General features: G+C 64.1%; 17 protein-coding genes. 10 read left to right on the top strand and 7 right to left on the bottom strand.

Translation table 11 applies throughout. The annotated features are described in order from the left end of the window. Positions 1-8 precede the first annotated feature (8 nt). Genes J2X19_RS19595 through J2X19_RS19605 form a run of 3 tightly spaced genes read left to right on the top strand, consistent with a single transcriptional unit; the run spans position 9 to position 1,761 of the window. Positions 9-629, top strand: a complete 621-nt coding sequence (locus J2X19_RS19595; RefSeq protein WP_310375731.1) for a cytochrome c oxidase assembly protein — start codon at positions 9-11, stop codon at positions 627-629. After that, complete coding sequence (locus J2X19_RS19600) at positions 626-826, top strand: DUF2970 domain-containing protein (protein ID WP_116607190.1); 201 nt, start codon at positions 626-628, stop codon at positions 824-826. The genes J2X19_RS19595 and J2X19_RS19600 overlap by 4 nt, the downstream gene beginning before the upstream one ends. A gap of 53 nt (positions 827-879) precedes the next feature. After that, the gene (locus J2X19_RS19605) at positions 880-1,761 is read left to right on the top strand and encodes a cytochrome c oxidase subunit 3 (protein WP_092759399.1); all 882 of its coding nucleotides are present in this window, start codon (positions 880-882) and stop codon (positions 1,759-1,761) included. Positions 1,762-1,826: 65 nt separating this feature from the next. Here the strand turns inward: J2X19_RS19605 and J2X19_RS19610 are convergent, their stop codons facing one another. Then, positions 1,827-2,057, bottom strand: a complete 231-nt coding sequence (locus J2X19_RS19610) for a twin transmembrane helix small protein (RefSeq protein WP_310375734.1) — start codon at positions 2,055-2,057, stop codon at positions 1,827-1,829. A 15-nt stretch (positions 2,058-2,072) separates the two neighbouring features. Here J2X19_RS19610 and J2X19_RS19615 point away from each other — a divergent pair, with 15 nt between their 5' ends. Genes J2X19_RS19615 through J2X19_RS19635 form a run of 5 tightly spaced genes read left to right on the top strand, consistent with a single transcriptional unit; the run spans position 2,073 to position 6,149 of the window. Next, positions 2,073-2,813 (top strand): SURF1 family protein, encoded by a 741-nt coding sequence (locus J2X19_RS19615; protein ID WP_310375736.1) that lies wholly within the window; start codon positions 2,073-2,075, stop codon positions 2,811-2,813. Then, positions 2,758-3,480, top strand: a complete 723-nt coding sequence (locus tag J2X19_RS19620) for a hypothetical protein (protein WP_310375738.1) — start codon at positions 2,758-2,760, stop codon at positions 3,478-3,480. Before J2X19_RS19615 ends, J2X19_RS19620 begins: the two co-directional genes overlap by 56 nt. Continuing rightward, a complete protein-coding gene (locus J2X19_RS19625; RefSeq protein WP_310376217.1) occupies positions 3,477-4,625 on the top strand; it encodes a COX15/CtaA family protein in 1,149 nt (382 codons plus the stop codon). The genes J2X19_RS19620 and J2X19_RS19625 overlap by 4 nt, the downstream gene beginning before the upstream one ends. Then, positions 4,622-5,533 carry a heme o synthase gene (cyoE, locus tag J2X19_RS19630; RefSeq protein WP_116607187.1) on the top strand — a complete coding sequence of 304 codons (912 nt, stop codon included), beginning with the start codon at positions 4,622-4,624 and terminating at the stop codon, positions 5,531-5,533. The genes J2X19_RS19625 and cyoE overlap by 4 nt, the downstream gene beginning before the upstream one ends. A gap of 4 nt (positions 5,534-5,537) precedes the next feature. Further along, positions 5,538-6,149, top strand: coding sequence for an SCO family protein (locus J2X19_RS19635; protein WP_310375740.1), 612 nt, complete (start codon positions 5,538-5,540; stop codon positions 6,147-6,149). 45 nt (positions 6,150-6,194) lie between these two features. On the opposite strand, the gene rpoH is transcribed toward J2X19_RS19635, so the two are convergent. Then, on the bottom strand, positions 6,195-7,136 hold the full coding sequence (gene rpoH, locus J2X19_RS19640; protein WP_092759387.1) for an RNA polymerase sigma factor RpoH: 942 nt from the start codon (positions 7,134-7,136) through the stop codon (positions 6,195-6,197). A 355-nt stretch (positions 7,137-7,491) separates the two neighbouring features. Between rpoH and J2X19_RS19645 the strand changes: the two genes are divergently transcribed. Next, positions 7,492-7,896, top strand: coding sequence for an OsmC family protein (locus J2X19_RS19645; protein ID WP_310375743.1), 405 nt, complete (start codon positions 7,492-7,494; stop codon positions 7,894-7,896). A gap of 54 nt (positions 7,897-7,950) precedes the next feature. Here J2X19_RS19645 and glcF read toward each other — a convergent pair whose 3' ends face one another. The 5 genes from glcF to J2X19_RS19670 form a co-directional block, all read right to left on the bottom strand. Beyond that, the gene (glcF, locus tag J2X19_RS19650) at positions 7,951-9,183 is read right to left on the bottom strand and encodes a glycolate oxidase subunit GlcF (protein WP_310375745.1); all 1,233 of its coding nucleotides are present in this window, start codon (positions 9,181-9,183) and stop codon (positions 7,951-7,953) included. Between the two features lie 3 nt (positions 9,184-9,186). After that, positions 9,187-10,272 carry a glycolate oxidase subunit GlcE gene (glcE, locus tag J2X19_RS19655; RefSeq protein ID WP_310375747.1) on the bottom strand — a complete coding sequence of 362 codons (1,086 nt, stop codon included), beginning with the start codon at positions 10,270-10,272 and terminating at the stop codon, positions 9,187-9,189. Beyond that, positions 10,272-11,765, bottom strand: coding sequence for an FAD-linked oxidase C-terminal domain-containing protein (locus tag J2X19_RS19660; protein WP_310375749.1), 1,494 nt, complete (start codon positions 11,763-11,765; stop codon positions 10,272-10,274). The genes glcE and J2X19_RS19660 overlap by 1 nt, the downstream gene beginning before the upstream one ends. Positions 11,766-12,001: 236 nt before the next feature. Continuing rightward, positions 12,002-12,169 carry a hypothetical protein gene (locus J2X19_RS19665; protein WP_165830856.1) on the bottom strand — a complete coding sequence of 56 codons (168 nt, stop codon included), beginning with the start codon at positions 12,167-12,169 and terminating at the stop codon, positions 12,002-12,004. A gap of 120 nt (positions 12,170-12,289) precedes the next feature. Beyond that, positions 12,290-12,778, bottom strand: coding sequence for an Lrp/AsnC family transcriptional regulator (locus J2X19_RS19670; RefSeq protein ID WP_116607182.1), 489 nt, complete (start codon positions 12,776-12,778; stop codon positions 12,290-12,292). A gap of 137 nt (positions 12,779-12,915) precedes the next feature. Between J2X19_RS19670 and glmS the strand changes: the two genes are divergently transcribed. Further along, positions 12,916-14,805, top strand: coding sequence for a glutamine--fructose-6-phosphate transaminase (isomerizing) (gene glmS, locus J2X19_RS19675; RefSeq protein ID WP_310375754.1), 1,890 nt, complete (start codon positions 12,916-12,918; stop codon positions 14,803-14,805). Positions 14,806-14,810 lie beyond the last annotated feature (5 nt).

The following is a 14,810-nucleotide window of genomic DNA, read 5'->3' on the forward strand; positions in this document are numbered from 1 at the left end:
TAGTCTTCATGCAAGTGCGCAGCGAAAATATCAAAATGGTGGGCAAGCTGGCCGTCGTGGCCTTTGGCATGTTCGCCTTTGGCTACGCACTGGTGCCGCTGTACAAGGCCATCTGCGAAATGACAGGCATCAACATTCTGGCGCTGGCCGAGCGCCAGGTGCCGGGTGTGGGTTCGGCCGGCGTGGATGCCAAGCTGCCGGCGAATACACAGGTCGACATGAGCCGTACCATCACGGTCGAGTTTGACGCCAATGCCCGTGGGCCCTGGGAGTTCAAGCCGGCCAAGAGCTCTGTGCAAGTACACCCTGGCGAGCTGACCACGGTGATGTACGAGTTCCAGAATACGCAAAACCGGCGCATGGCGGCGCAGGCCATACCGAGCTACGCACCGCGCCAGGCGCAGGCGCATTTCAACAAGCTGGAATGCTTTTGCTTTAACCAGTACACGCTGGACCCGGGCGAGAAGAAGCAATGGCCGGTCGCCTTCGTGATCGACCCCAAGCTGTCGAAAGACGTTACGACGATTACCTTGTCGTACACCTTCTTCGAAGTGGGTGGCAAGACGCCGCCCGCGCCGACCTCGACGGTCGATGCGGGTCGTCTGGTCGGCACCGGTCAGGGTTCATGAGCGCGCCGGCCAAAAGCTCGTTTTTGCGCACGGTGAAGGCCGTCGCCTGGTCGTTTGTAGGTATCCGCAAGCGGAGTGGTTTTGAAGACGACCTGGCCAAGATCAGCCCGCTGCATGTGATTGCAGTCGGCCTGGTAGCGGTATTGCTGATCGTGCTGGGTTTGGTGGTTTTTGTTAATTGGGTGGTGGCAAAGTGAGCTGTTTTTGCCATGTTGGGTTCAAGAAAATGAGAAGAGAGTAAGGAGCTGAAATGAGTTCAACTGCACACGCTGCGACACCGTACTATTTTGTACCGGGCCCATCGCGCCATCCGGCCATGGCCGCCTTGGGTTTGTTCTTCGTCATCCTGGGTGCCGGCCAGTGGGTCAATGGCGCTGACTGGGGCAAGTACTCTCTGGCTTTCGGCATGCTGTTCTGGTGGGGCGTGCTGTTCCAGTGGTTCCGCGATGCCATCAACGAAAGCGAAGGCGGCCTGTACAGCTACAAGATTGACCTGTCGTACCGCTGGAGCATGAGCTGGTTCATCTTCTCCGAAGTGATGTTTTTCGGCGCGTTCTTCACCGCTTTGTGGTGGGCGCGTGCGCACTCCGTGCCAGCCCTGGGCAGCTTGGAAAATGCTTTGCTCTGGCCCGATTTCAAAGCAGTCTGGCCTAGCCTGGCGGCCGGTGTAACCGCATCGCCCGCGAACATCATCGAGCCGTTCACGACCATGACGCCGTTCTGGTTGCCCACCATCAACACCGGCTTGCTGCTGAGCTCGGGCGTGACCCTGACCATTGCCCACCATGCGTTGGTCAAGGGCGAACGCGGCAAGACCATCGCCTTCATGTGGGTGACGGTTTTGCTGGGCACGGTATTCCTGTTCGTGCAAGGCTATGAATACGCCCATGCTTACAGCGAAATGAACCTGAAGCTGAGCTCGGGTGTCTACGGCTCCACCTTCTATATGCTGACCGGTTTCCACGGTTTCCACGTGCTGGTCGGCATGCTGATGCTGTTGTTCATCACCCTGCGTTTGATGAAGGGCCACTTCACCCCTAGCAAGCACTTTGGCTTTGAAGGCGCGGCCTGGTACTGGCACTTTGTCGACGTGGTCTGGCTGGGCCTTTACGTCATCGTGTACTGGATGTGATGGCGTAGTGCAGAATCCGCCCATAAAAAAGCGCCTACTGGCGCTTTTTTATTGTGAGTCGCTGTTTACTTGCCTGCTGGGATGCCTGTGGGATGCAAATAGCCGAGTTTCCAGCCCACCAGAATGCAGATGAACAGCAATACCGAAAACCCGATCCGAAACGCCAGCGCCTTGGCCATGCGTCCGGCCCGGGGCGCATTGTCGGTATCGGACTTGCCGCCCTTCAGCATGAAGTACAGGGCGGCACCGAGGCTGGCGAGTATGGCCGCAAAAGCGGCGAGGGCGAGGTAGGTCATGGACGGCATTATCCCGTGAGCCCGAAAACCCGTTTTGGCCTGTTGACGCTGGCGGCGCTGCTGGGCGTGGCCCTGACTTTCTCGCTGGGGCGCTGGCAGCTATCGCGTGCCGCGCAAAAGGAAGCCTTGCATGCGGCTATCGAGTCCCAGCATCTGCGCCCCCCTATCGGCCCCGCAGACCTGCTGGGGACGAGCTTGCCCGACGATCTGGTGCACCGCCAGGTGCGCCTGCAGGGACGCTGGCTGCCGGAGCGAACCGTTTTTCTGGACAACCGCCAGATGCACGGGCAGACCGGCTTCTTTGTGGTCACGCCCTTGCAGCTGGCCGACAGCCAGGCGGTGATTTTGGTGCAGCGGGGCTGGGTGGCGCGCAATTTTCTGGACCGTACCCAGCTGCCGCAGGTTGACAGCCCGGCGGGCCTGGTCGAGGTACAAGGGCGTATGGCCCCGCCACCGTCCAAACTTTATGCGTTCCAGGCCGCCGAGCAAGGCCCCATCCGGCAGAATCTCGACCTGGCGGCTTTTGCTGCGGAGACGGGCTTGGCCCTGCTACCCCTGTCGGTGCTGCAAACCGGGCCCGCCGTGAGCACTTCCGGCAACCCTCTCCAGCGCGATTGGCCTCCCGCCAATACCGGTGTGGAAAAACACTATGGCTACGCATTCCAATGGTTTGGGCTCAGCGCCCTGATCGCAATTCTTTATGTCTGGTTCCAAATTGTCCGACGCTTCTTCCTTCCGCCAAAACGGCAGTCTTGATGACCACCCGCTGGGTTTGACCGTGCACACTCTGCCCACGCCCCAGGAGGCTGTGGATGGATCGGCCCGCCGTACGGTGCTGGGGCGCTGGAAGATGCTGGCGGTGTTGCTGACCTGCGCCGCGCCGGTGATCGCCTCGTATTTCACCTACTACGTGGTACGCCCCGAGGGCCGCCGCAACTTTGGCGAGCTGGTGGACCCGCAGCGCCCCTTGCCGGACCAGGCCGTGGTGGGCGTGGACGGCACACCGGGCAATCTGCGCAACCTCAAAGGCCAGTGGCTGCTGGTCAGCGCGGCGGGCGGTGCCTGTGACGATGCCTGCCAGAAGCACCTGTACCTGCAGCGCCAGCTGCGCGAAACCCTGGGCAAGGAAAAAGACCGCGTCGACTGGGTCTGGCTGGTGACCGACGACGCACCGATTCCCGACGCCCTGCGCCCGGCCTTGAAGGGCGCGACCGTGCTGCGCGTGGGCGAGCTGCAGCTCTCCCAGTGGCTGTCGCCGGCCGTCGGCCAGCTGCTGCAAGACCATTTGTACGTGGTGGACCCGATCGGCAACTGGATGCTGCGCTTCCCGGCGCAGCTGGACCTGGCCAATGCGGCCAGCGCCAAGCGCGACCTGGACCGCCTGCTGCGCGCCTCGTCGTCCTGGGATGAAGCAGGCCGCTGATGGAGCCGCAAGCCTTGTACGACCTGTCGCCCGCGCTGCAGATGATGCTGGTGGGCACGGTGATTGCCTTGGGCCCGCTGGCCTGGGTCTGGCTGCGCAATGCCAAGGCATCCACCCCGCGCCGCTTGCAGGCGCTGACGGTGCTGACCCTGTTCCTGACCTTTGACCTGGTGCTGTTCGGCGCCTTCACCCGGCTGACCGATTCCGGCCTGGGCTGCCCGGATTGGCCGGGTTGCTACGGCAACGCCAGCCCGCTCGGGGCGGCCGCCGAGATCACCCATGCCCAGACCACCATGCCCAGCGGCCCCGTGACCCATAGCAAGGCCTGGGTGGAGATGGTGCACCGCTACCTGGCGACGGCAGTTGGTGTGTTGATCCTGACGCTGACTGCGGGCAGCTGGTGGGCGCGCAAACGCGGCCTGGCCGATATCCCGGTCAACCCCTGGTGGCCCACCGCCACCCTGGTGTGGGTCTGCCTGCAGGGCGCCTTTGGCGCGCTGACGGTGACCATGAAGCTGTTCCCGGCCATCGTCACCCTGCACCTGGTTGGTGGCCTGGTGTTGCTGGCTTTGCTCTGTGCCCAGGCCGTGGGCTATTCGCGCTGGGGGCGTGAACATGCGGCGCTGCAGCTGTCACCGGCGGTCCGCCGCTGGGTGCTGGCGGTGTTCGCCCTGCTGGTGCTGCAGATTGTGCTGGGCGGCTGGGTGAGCACCAATTACGCGGTGCTGGCCTGCGATACCTTTCCGCTGTGCCAGAACAGCTGGTGGCCGGTGATGGACTTTCGCCAGGCGTTCCAGATCTGGCGTCCGTTGGGCCAGCTGCAGGACGGCAGCTACCTGGGTTTTGCCGCGCTGACCACCATCCACTACAGCCATCGCCTGGTCGCCTATGTGGTGCTGCTGGCCCTGCTGGCTCTGGCCTGGCGCTTGTACCGCCACCCGGCCACCCGGCGCCAGGCCCGCTGGCTGGCCGCCTTGACCCTATTACAGTTCGCTACCGGCCTGAGCAATGTGGTGCTGGGCTGGCCGCTGCTGGCCGCCGTATCCCATACCGGTGGCGCAGCCGCACTGGTGGTGGTGATGACCTGGACGGTCTGCGCCCAGCGCCACGCCCGTCCCTCTTCTAGACCGAGATTGCCTGCATGAGTGTTGTTGAATCCCTATCCCCCCCGACTGCTTCCATGCCGTCGCGCCTGCGCCAGTTCAATGCGCTGACCAAGCCGCGTGTGATCCAGCTGATCGTGTTCTGTGCGCTGATCGGCATGGTGCTGGCCGTGCCCGGCGTGCCCTCCTGGGCCGAGGTGCGCCTGGGGCTGATCGCCTGCCTGGGCATCTGGCTGGTGGCCGGTGCCGCCGCCGCCTTCAACTGCCTGGTCGAGAAGGGCATAGACGCCAAGATGAAGCGCACTTCCTGGCGGCCCACGGCGCGCAACCAGCTGCAGGACTGGCAGACCCTGCTGTTCTCCGGCCTGCTATGCACGGCCGGCTCGGTGCTGCTGTATGTGTGGGTGAACCCGCTGACCATGTGGCTGACCTTTGCCACCTTTGTCGGCTACGCCGTGGTCTACACCGTGATCCTCAAGCCGCTGACGCCGCAGAACATCGTCATCGGTGGCGCTTCCGGCGCCATGCCGCCGGTGCTCGGCTGGGCCGCCATGACCGGCGACGTAGCGCCCGAGGCCTTGATCCTGTTCCTGATCATCTTCCTGTGGACTCCGCCGCACTTCTGGGCGCTGGCGCTGTACCGGGTCGAGGACTACCGCAAGTCCGGCCTGCCCATGCTGCCCGTGACCCACGGCAACGAATTCACCCGGCTGCAGGTGCTGCTGTACACCCTGGTGCTGTTTGCCGCCTGCCTGATGCCCTTCATCTACGGCATGAGTTCCTGGTTGTACCTGGTCGTGGCGATTGCCCTGAGCATAGGCTTCTGCGGCTACGGCTTTGCGCTGTGGCGCAACTACTCGGACGCGCTGGCGCGCAAGACCTTCCGCTTTTCACTCATCCACCTGAGCGTGCTGTTTGCCGCGCTGCTGGTCGACCACTACCTGATTTGACCCCATGCATAAACGTGATGCTATTAAAAAAATAGCTGCCAGCGCTCTAGTCATAAGCGCTAGCGGCCTGTTTGTTGCCTGTTCCGAGCCCGCGCCCAAGTTTGCCGCGGTGGACGTGACCGGCGCCGACTACGCCAAGGACTTCCAGCTCAGCGACCACAACGGCCAGCCGCGCAGCCTGAAGGACTTTGCCGGCAAGCTGGTGGTGGTGTTCTTTGGCTACACCCAGTGCCCGGATGTCTGCCCGACCTCGATGGCCGAGCTGGCCGAGGTCAAGAAGACCCTGGGCGCCGATGGCGACAAGCTGCAAGGCATCTTCATCACCGTTGATCCGCAGCGCGATACGCCGGAGATCCTGAAGGCCTATATGGGCAACTTCGACCCCAGTTTCCTGGCCCTGGTGCCCACGCCCGAGCAGCTGGCGGCCCTGGCCAAGGACTACAAGGTCTACTACAAGAAGGTCGACGGCAGCACGCCCACCAGCTACACCATGGACCACTCGGCCGGCAGCTATGTCTACGACACCCAGGGCCGGCTGCGCCTGTACGCGCGCTACGGCAGCGGCGCGCCGGCGCTGGCCGGCGATCTGAAGCTGCTACTCAAGCAGAAGACGTAAAAAAGGGACCGCGAGGTCCCTTTTGTATAGCTGCGTACCGCCCACTTATGCGTAGTCGGTTAGCGCCTTTTTCATCTTCTTCATGGCCGCGGTTTCGATCTGGCGGATCCGCTCGGCGCTGACGCCGTAGTCGGCTGCCAGCTCGTGCAGCGTCATGCCGCCAGAGCCGTCGTCCTGCACCTTCAGCCAGCGCTCTTCCACGATACGGCGGCTGCGGTCATCCAGGCCGTCCAGCGCGGTCCGGATACCGTCGCTGGCCATGGTGTCGCGGGCGCGGGCTTCCAGCAGGGCGGTGGGCTCCTGGTGGGTGTCGGCCAGGTAGGCGATGGGGCCAAAGCTGTCTTCGCCGTCGTCGCTTGGGCCGGGGTCCAGCATCACGTCGCCACCCGACAAGCGGGTTTCCATCTCGATCACGTCTTCGCGCTTGACCTTCAGCTGGGTCGCCATGGAGTCGATTTCTGCCGCGCTCAGCGTATCGCGGTGGGTATCACCGTCAATGGCTGCCGAATCGGACTTGAAACCTTGCTTCATGGACCGCAGGTTAAAGAACAGCTTGCGTTGGGCCTTGGTGGTCGCTACCTTGACCATGCGGCAGTTCTTCAGGATGTACTCATGCATTTCGGCCTTGATCCAGTGCAGCGCATAGCTGACCAGGCGCACGCCCTGGTCGGGGTCGAAGCGCTTCACGGCCTTCATCAGGCCGACATTGCCTTCCTGGATCAGGTCGCCGTGCGGCAGGCCGTAACCCAGGTATTGGCGGGCCACGGAGACCACCAGGCGCAGATGCGACATCACCAGCTTACCGGCGGCGTCCACATCGTTGTCGTTCTTGAGTTGGCGGGCAAACTGCTGCTCTTGCTCCAGCGTGAGCATAGGCATGCGGTTGACCGCGGAAATATATGCGTCGAGGTTGCCCAGCGGCGGCACCAGCGACCAAGGATTCGGAGCGGCAAGCGCTGTAGACATCGTTCCAGTTTGAATATTCATACCAGATTCCTTTTCTCTAAGCTTGAATATTAGCACTCTACAAAGAAGAGTGCTAAGACCTGGCCAGTTCAAGCCTACTGTGCCTGGGGTGTTGGTAGGAGTCGGCTATGGGCACACAAGTTCCTGCTAGGAGTCTGGGCGGCAGAAGGCATCGAAGCGAAAAGCGACCCCGGCGAGGACAGTTTTTGCCGGATTTGCAGGCCCATAGCCGTAGCTATGGGGCAAAAAGGCGGTGAAAAATGGACCGCTGCGGTTGTTTTGCAGCCGATGCATCTTCTGCCGCCCAGGCTCCTAGTGCCTGGTCGGGCCATTTCCCTGGGATACAGTGCGTTTTCTCGCATTTTTGAGGAATTCCATGCCCATCCAAGCCCGCCTGCACCGCGCCCACGGCGCCTTGACCAGCCTGAGTAACGGCCGCCACGCCTGGAGCGCCGACGTGGACAAAACCCTGGGCTCGGACGATCTGGCGCCCGATCCGCATGATTTATTGGACTCGGCGCTGGCGGCCTGCACCACCCTGACCCTGGAGATGTACATCCGCCGCCGCAAGCTGGCCGTGACCGGCCTGCGGGTGGAGATCAGCCACACCGAGAGCAAGACCGAGGACGGCAAGGTCCGTTACGCGTTGCAGCGCAATTTACATATCGAGGGTGATATCACGCCCGAGGACCGGGCCAAGCTGCTGGAGATTGCCAACAAATGCCCGGTGCACCGGGTACTGACCGGCGAAATCAGCGTCGCCACGACGCTGGCCGATTGATACTATTGTTTTTATAGCTGCTAGCGCAGGTAGTATCTGCGCTAGAGGCTTATTTCATGCATAAACCATGGCGGTGTCCAGTACTTCCACCCAGTGCTTGACCGGCGTGGCCGTGCCGCTCTGCAGATGCTGGATGCAGCCAATGTTCGCCGAGACGATGGTCTGTGCGCCCAGCGGTTCCAGGTTTTGCAGCTTGCGATCCCGCAGCTGGTAGGCCAGCGTGGGCTGCAGCACCGAATAGGTGCCGGCCGAGCCGCAGCACAGATGGCTTTCGCTGCCGGCCACCTGTACCTTGAAACCCAGCGCACCCAGGTGCATCTCGACCCCGCCGCGCAGCTGCTGGCCGTGCTGCAGCGTGCAGGGCGGGTGGAAGGCCAGATGGCTGGCGGCGCCGGGCCGCACCTTGCCCTGCAGCTTGTCCACCAGCTCGGGCAGTAGCTCACTCAGGTCGCGGGTCAGGTCGCTGATGCGCGCCGCCTTGGCCGCATAGGCCGGGTCGGCGGCCAGCGCGTGGCCGTAGTCCTTGACCATCACGCCGCAGCCCGAGGCGTTCATCACGATGGCCTCGACCGCGTTTGCCTGGACCAGCGGCCACCAGGCGTCGATGTTGCGGCGCATATCGGCCAGGCCGCCCTCGTGGTCGCCCAGGTGGCTACGCAATGCGCCGCAGCAGCCGGCGCTGGCAGCGACCAGGGTCTGGATGCCGGCGGCGTCCAGCACCCGGGCGGTGGCGCTGTTGATGTTGGGCATCATGGCCGGCTGCACGCAGCCGGTCAGCATCAGCACCTTGCGCGCGTGTTCGCGCGTTGGCCAGGGCTTGGCAGGCGTGGTGGCGGGCACCTTGTTCTTCAGCGTCTTGGGCAGCAGCGGGCGCAGTGCCTGGCCGAGCTGCATGGCCGGGGCGAACAGCGGCGAGGTCAGGCCTTCCTTCAGTAGCCAGCGGGCGGCCTTTTCGGTGGCCGGGCGCTCCACCCGGGCGTCGACGATGCGCCGGCCGATGTCCACCAGCGCGCCGTATTCCACGCCGCTGGGGCAGGTGGATTCGCAGTTGCGGCAGGTCAGGCAGCGGTCCAGGTGCTGCTGGGTGCTGCGCGTGACTTCCGCGCCCTCCAGCACCTGCTTCATCAGGTAGATGCGGCCACGCGGGCCGTCCAGTTCGTCGCCCAGCAGCTGGTAGGTGGGGCAGGTGGCGGTGCAGAAGCCGCAGTGCACGCATTTGCGCAGAATCGCCTCGGCGGCCTGGCCGTCGGCGGTGTGCTGGAATTCGGGGGCGAGATGGGTTTGCATGGTTCAGAAATCTCGGTACAGGCGGCCGGGGTTGAAAAGGCCCTTGGGGTCGAAGGCGTGCTTCAAGGCCTTCTGGATGCGCAGCAGCGGGGCCGACAACGGTGTAAATACCTCGCTGCGCGGCGTGCCGGCGCGGAACAGCGTGGCGTGGCCGCCGGCCTGGGCCGCAGCGGCGCGCACCTGCTTGGCCGGCGCATGGCCGCGCAGCCAGCGCTGGGCACCGCCCCATTCGATAAACAGGTTGCCCGGCAGGTCCAGCGGGGCGGCGGTGGCCGGCAGCGAGAGGCGCCACAGTGTCTCACCGCGGGCCAGCTGGCTGCTGTCGAAGTGGAAGAACGCATGCTGGTGGTCGCGCACGCTGTCCCACCAACTGGCGGCGATTTCCGGCTCGACCAGGCTACCGCCGAGCTTGCTGCATGCCGCCTGCACCGCCGCCTGGGCTCCCGCCAGCCGCAAATGCAGCTGGCCGTGGTACCAGGCGCTGGCGTTGATCGGCAGCGGCTGGCCGGTCCAGGCGTTCAGCTGCTGCAGCGCCTGGGCCTGGTCCACGGCAAACACCAGGGTGGCGCTGGCCGGCGCGCTGGGCAGCACCTTCAGCGACACCTCGCAGATCACGCCCAGCACGCCCAGCGAGCCGGCCATGACCCGCGACACGTCGTAGCCGGCCACGTTCTTGATCACCTGGCCGCCAAAGCTCAGCAGCTCGCCCTGGCCGTTCAGCAGGGTGGTGCCCAGCACGTAGTCGCGCACCATGCCCACGCTGGCGCGCGACGGGCCGCTGAGCCCGGAGGCCACCATGCCGCCAACCGTGCCACCGGCGGCGAAACGCGGCGGCTCGAACGGCAGGCACTGGCCTTTGTCCGCCAGCACGGCTTCCAGCTCGGCCAGCGGCGTGCCGGCGCGTACCGTGACCACCAGCTCGCTGGGCTCGTAGCTGCTGATGCCGGCCAGCGGCCGCAGGTCCAGCACGTCGCCATGCGGCATTTCGCCGTAGAAGCGCTTGGTGTTGCCGGCCTGGATGTCGAAGGGCTTGTGGGCGCTGCGCACCTGGTCGATCAGGCGCTGCAGCACAGGGTCTTTGGATGGCATCAAAACCTCGGCAAATGGGGGAAGGGCAGCATGCCGCGCAGCACGGTCAGCTTGCCGTATTCGGCGCAGCGCTGCAGGCTGGGAATGACCTTGCCGGGGTTCAGCAGCTCGGCCGGGTCGAAGGCCCGCTTGACGGCAAACATCTGTTCGCGCTCCGGCGCGCTGAACTGCACGCACATGGAGTTCAGCTTCTCCACGCCCACGCCGTGCTCGCCGGTGACGGTACCGCCCAGGTGCACACTGGTTTCCAGAATGTCGGCCCCAAACAGTTCGCAGCGGTGCATCTGGTCGGGGTCGTTGGCATCGAACAGGATCAGCGGGTGCAGGTTGCCGTCGCCGGCGTGGAACACATTGGCGCAGGCCAGGCCGTATTGCTGCTCCATGGCTTCGATGGCGCGCAGGATCTCGGCCAGCTTCTTGCGCGGAATCGTCGAGTCCATGCACATGTAGTCGGGGCTGATCCGGCCGGATGCGGGGAAGGCGTTCTTGCGGCCGCTCCAGAACTTCAGGCGCTGGGCTTCGTCGCGGCTGACGGTGCAGCGGGTGGCGCCGTTGGCCTGCAGCACGGCCTCCATGCGGGCGATTTCTTCCTCCACCTCTTCGGGTGTGCCGTCGCTTTCGCACAGCAGGATGGCGGCGGCGTCCAGGTCGTAGCCGGCGTGGACGAAGTCTTCTACCGCGGCGGTCATGCGCTTGTCCATCAGCTCCAGCCCGGCGGGGATGATGCCGGCGGCAATCACGCCGGCCACCGCGTTGCCGGCAGCCTCTACCGTGGCGAAGCTGGCCATGATGCAGCGCGCCAGCTGGGGCTTGGGGATCAGCTTGACGGTGACTTCAATGGTCACGGCCAGCATGCCTTCGCTGCCGATGACCAGGGGCAGCAGGTCCAGGCCGGGTGTGTCCAGGGCTTCCGAGCCGAACTCCACTTCTTCGCCCTCCACGGTGTAGCCGCGCACGCGCAGCACGTTGTGCAGGGTCAGGCCGTATTTCAGGCAGTGCACGCCGCCCGAGTTCTCGGCCACGTTGCCACCTATGGTGCAGGCGATCTGGCTGCTGGGGTCGGGCGCGTAGTACAGGCCGTGGGGCGCGGCGGCCTCGCTGATGGCCAGGTTGCGCACGCCGCACTGTACGGTGGCAGTGCAGGCCAATGGGTCGATCTGCAGGATGCGGTTGAACTTGGCCAGCGACAGGGTCACGCCCAGGCGGTGCGGCATGGCACCGCCGGACAGGCCGGTGCCAGCGCCGCGGGCCACGATGGGCACTTGCAGGGCGTGGCAGATCCTCAGCACCGCGGCGACCTGGGCCTCGGTCTCGGGTAGCACCACCACCAGCGGCTGGGCGCGGTAGGCGGTCAGGCCGTCGCATTCATAGGGCGTGGTGTCTTCGGGGCGTGACAGGATGGCGTGGCGGGGCAGGGCGGCAGCCAAGGCGGCGGCGACCTCGGCGCGGCGGGCCAGCAGCTGCGGGCGGTCTTCGGTGTGGGCAGTGTTCATCGTGGGGCAGAGCGGCGAATCGCTCACTATAAGCAGCTGCCGGCCTGGCCGGGCGTGAAATTTCCGGTGCCGTTGCGTGCAGAAATCTACGCCACTGCCTTGGCTGAGCCCCACCAAGCCGGAGCATGCATACCCAGCTTTTACTCCTGAATTGCTAGCTGCTCCCGCAGGATATATATGCGCTAGCCACTATTTTTATGCGTAGTTTTTACTGCAAAAAGCAGAGCAAACCCGAATCAGCTGCCGTTGGACGCGCTGGGCTGCGCGCTGGGGGCTGCAGGCGCTGATGTGCTGGCGCCGGGGTGGCCCCACCAGTCGCGGGCGTCGGTAAACGTGACCCGGCAGCCGGTGCAGCGGTAGACCCCGGTGGGCATCAATGCGCCGGTGGCATCGCGGCCGATCACGGGTTGGTAACTGGTCGCCCCACATCTACCGCATTTGTAAATTGTTTTGTACTGAGTCATGTTCCGGGTAATGTAAATGCATACAAGCTGACTCGTCCTAGTGCAGTTGTAAATCCTTGTTCAGCCAGGCAGTACCGGTACGAAGGGGGCAAACTTGGCGCGTTTCAGGCTGAAGAAGGCCTTGACGTTGCGCACATTGGCGTCGCTGGTGAATAGCCGTTGCGCTAGCGCCAGGTAGCCGGGCATGTCGCGCGCAAACACCACTAGGCAGAAGTCCGGCCCCGGTGACACGCGGTAACACTGCTGCACCGCGTCATCGGCGGCCACCCGCAGTTCGAAGGCGGCCAGCCGTTCTTCGTCCTGCCGGTCCAGGGTGATTTCCACGATGGCGGTCAGGCCGTGGCCTTGTTTTTCGGCCAGTTTGTCGGCATTCAGCACCGCGATCTGCCGCTCGATCAGGCCCGCATCGACCAGCCGCTTGACCCGCCGCAAGCAGGTCGGCGCCGATACATGGACCAGCTCGGCCAGCGCCTGGTTGCTGAGCGAGGCGTCGTGCTGCAGCTGGGTGAGCAGGCGCAGGTCGGTGGCATCAAGATCTATTTGTTCCATATATTTATTTTAAATGAAATATTATTTCTTGGTATTTTTTCAAAGAAATAATATTTCAAATAGTGTGAAATATTGAAGCACTTTGCGCGAATCACAGGCTTAACATCCGGGCACAAACAACCCCTCTGGAGTTTTCTATGTGTGGCATCGTCGGCGCAGTCTCTACCCGCAATATCGTTCCCATCCTGGTCCAGGGCCTGCAGCGGCTGGAGTACCGGGGCTACGACTCCTGCGGCGTGGCCATCCAGGCTAACGGGCCGGATGCCCAGCACACCGGCGCCCTGCGCCGCGCCCGCAGCACCTCGCGTGTTGCCGAGCTGATGGCCCAGGTCACCGAAGACAAGATCGAAGGCGGCACCGGCATCGCCCATACCCGCTGGGCTACCCACGGCGCGCCAGCCGTGCACAACGCGCATCCGCACTTCAGCCACGGCCCGGGCGCGGATGCGGCCGAACGTGCTGGCCGTATCGCCCTGGTGCACAACGGCATCATCGAAAACCACGACGAGCTGCGCGCCCAGTTGCAGGCCAAGGGCTATGTGTTCAGCAGCCAGACCGATACCGAAGTCATTGCCCACCTGGTCGACAGCCTGTACAACGGCGACCTGTTTGAAGCCGTCAAGGCCACCGTGCTGCAGCTGCGCGGCGGCTATGCGATTGCGGTGTTCTGCAAGGACGAACCGCACCGCGTGATCGGCGCGCGTGCCGGCTCGCCGCTGATCCTGGGCGTGGGCCAGGGCGAAACCTTTCTGGCCAGCGACGCCATGGCCCTGGCCGGCGTGACCGACCAGATCGTCTATCTGGAAGAGGGCGATGTGGTCGATGTGCAAATGGGCAAGTACTGGATCGTCGACAAGGCGCACAAGCCGGTTACCCGTATGGTCAAGACCGTGCACGCCCACAGCGGCGCCGCCGAGCTGGGCCCGTACCGCCATTACATGCAGAAGGAAATCTTTGAGCAGCCGCGCGCCATCGGTGACACGCTGGAAGGCGTGACCGCCATCGTGTCCGGCCTGTTCGACGGCCCGAACAACCCGGAGGGCGGCGCTGCCGACAAAGTGTTTGCCGAGATCGACTCGGTGCTGATCCTGGCCTGCGGCACCAGCTACTACAGCGGCTGCACCGCCAAGTACTGGCTGGAGAGCATCGCTAAGATTCCAACCCAGGTGGAGATTGCCAGCGAATACCGTTACCGCGACTCGGTGCCGAATCCCAAGACCCTCGTGGTCACCATCACCCAGTCCGGCGAAACAGCAGACACCCTGGCTGCTCTGCGCCACGCCCAGAGCCTGGGTATGCCGCACACGCTGACGGTGTGCAATGTGTCGACCTCGGCCATGGTGCGCGAGTGCAGCCTGGCCTACATCACGCGCGCCGGTGTGGAGATCGGCGTGGCATCCACCAAGGCCTTCACCACCCAGTTGGGCGGCCTGTTCCTGCTGACTTTGGCGTTGGCCAAAACCAAGGGCCGCCTGACCGCCGAAGAAGAAGCTGGCCACCTCAAAGCCATGCGCCACCTGCCCGCCGCCCTGCAAGCCGTGCTGGCGCTGGAGCCGCAAATCATCGCCTGGGCCGAAGACTTCGCACCCAAGGAAAACGCGCTGTTCCTGGGCCGCGGCCTGCACTACCCGATCGCTCTGGAAGGTGCGCTCAAGCTCAAGGAAATCACCTACATCCATGCCGAAGCCTACGCCGCCGGCGAGCTCAAGCACGGCCCGCTGGCCCTGGTCACCAGCGAGATGCCAGTGGTCGCCGTAGCCCCGAACGACACCCTGATCGAGAAGCTGAAAAGCAATCTGCAGGAAGTCCGCGCCCGCGGTGGCGTGCTGTACGTGCTGGCCGATGCCGATTCCCACATCACCAGCGGCGAAGGCCTGCACGTGATCCGCATGCCCGAACACTACGGCGCGCTGTCGCCCCTGCTGCACGTGGTGCCGTTGCAATTGCTGGCGTACCACACGGCATGTGCGCGGGGGACGGATGTAGACAAACCTCGGAACCTCGCAAAAAGCGTCACTGTGGAGTGAGTGTT

It is taken from the genome of Rhodoferax ferrireducens (genome assembly GCF_031458075.1).
Classification (GTDB): Bacteria; Pseudomonadota; Gammaproteobacteria; order Burkholderiales; family Burkholderiaceae_C; genus Rhodoferax_B; species Rhodoferax_B ferrireducens_A.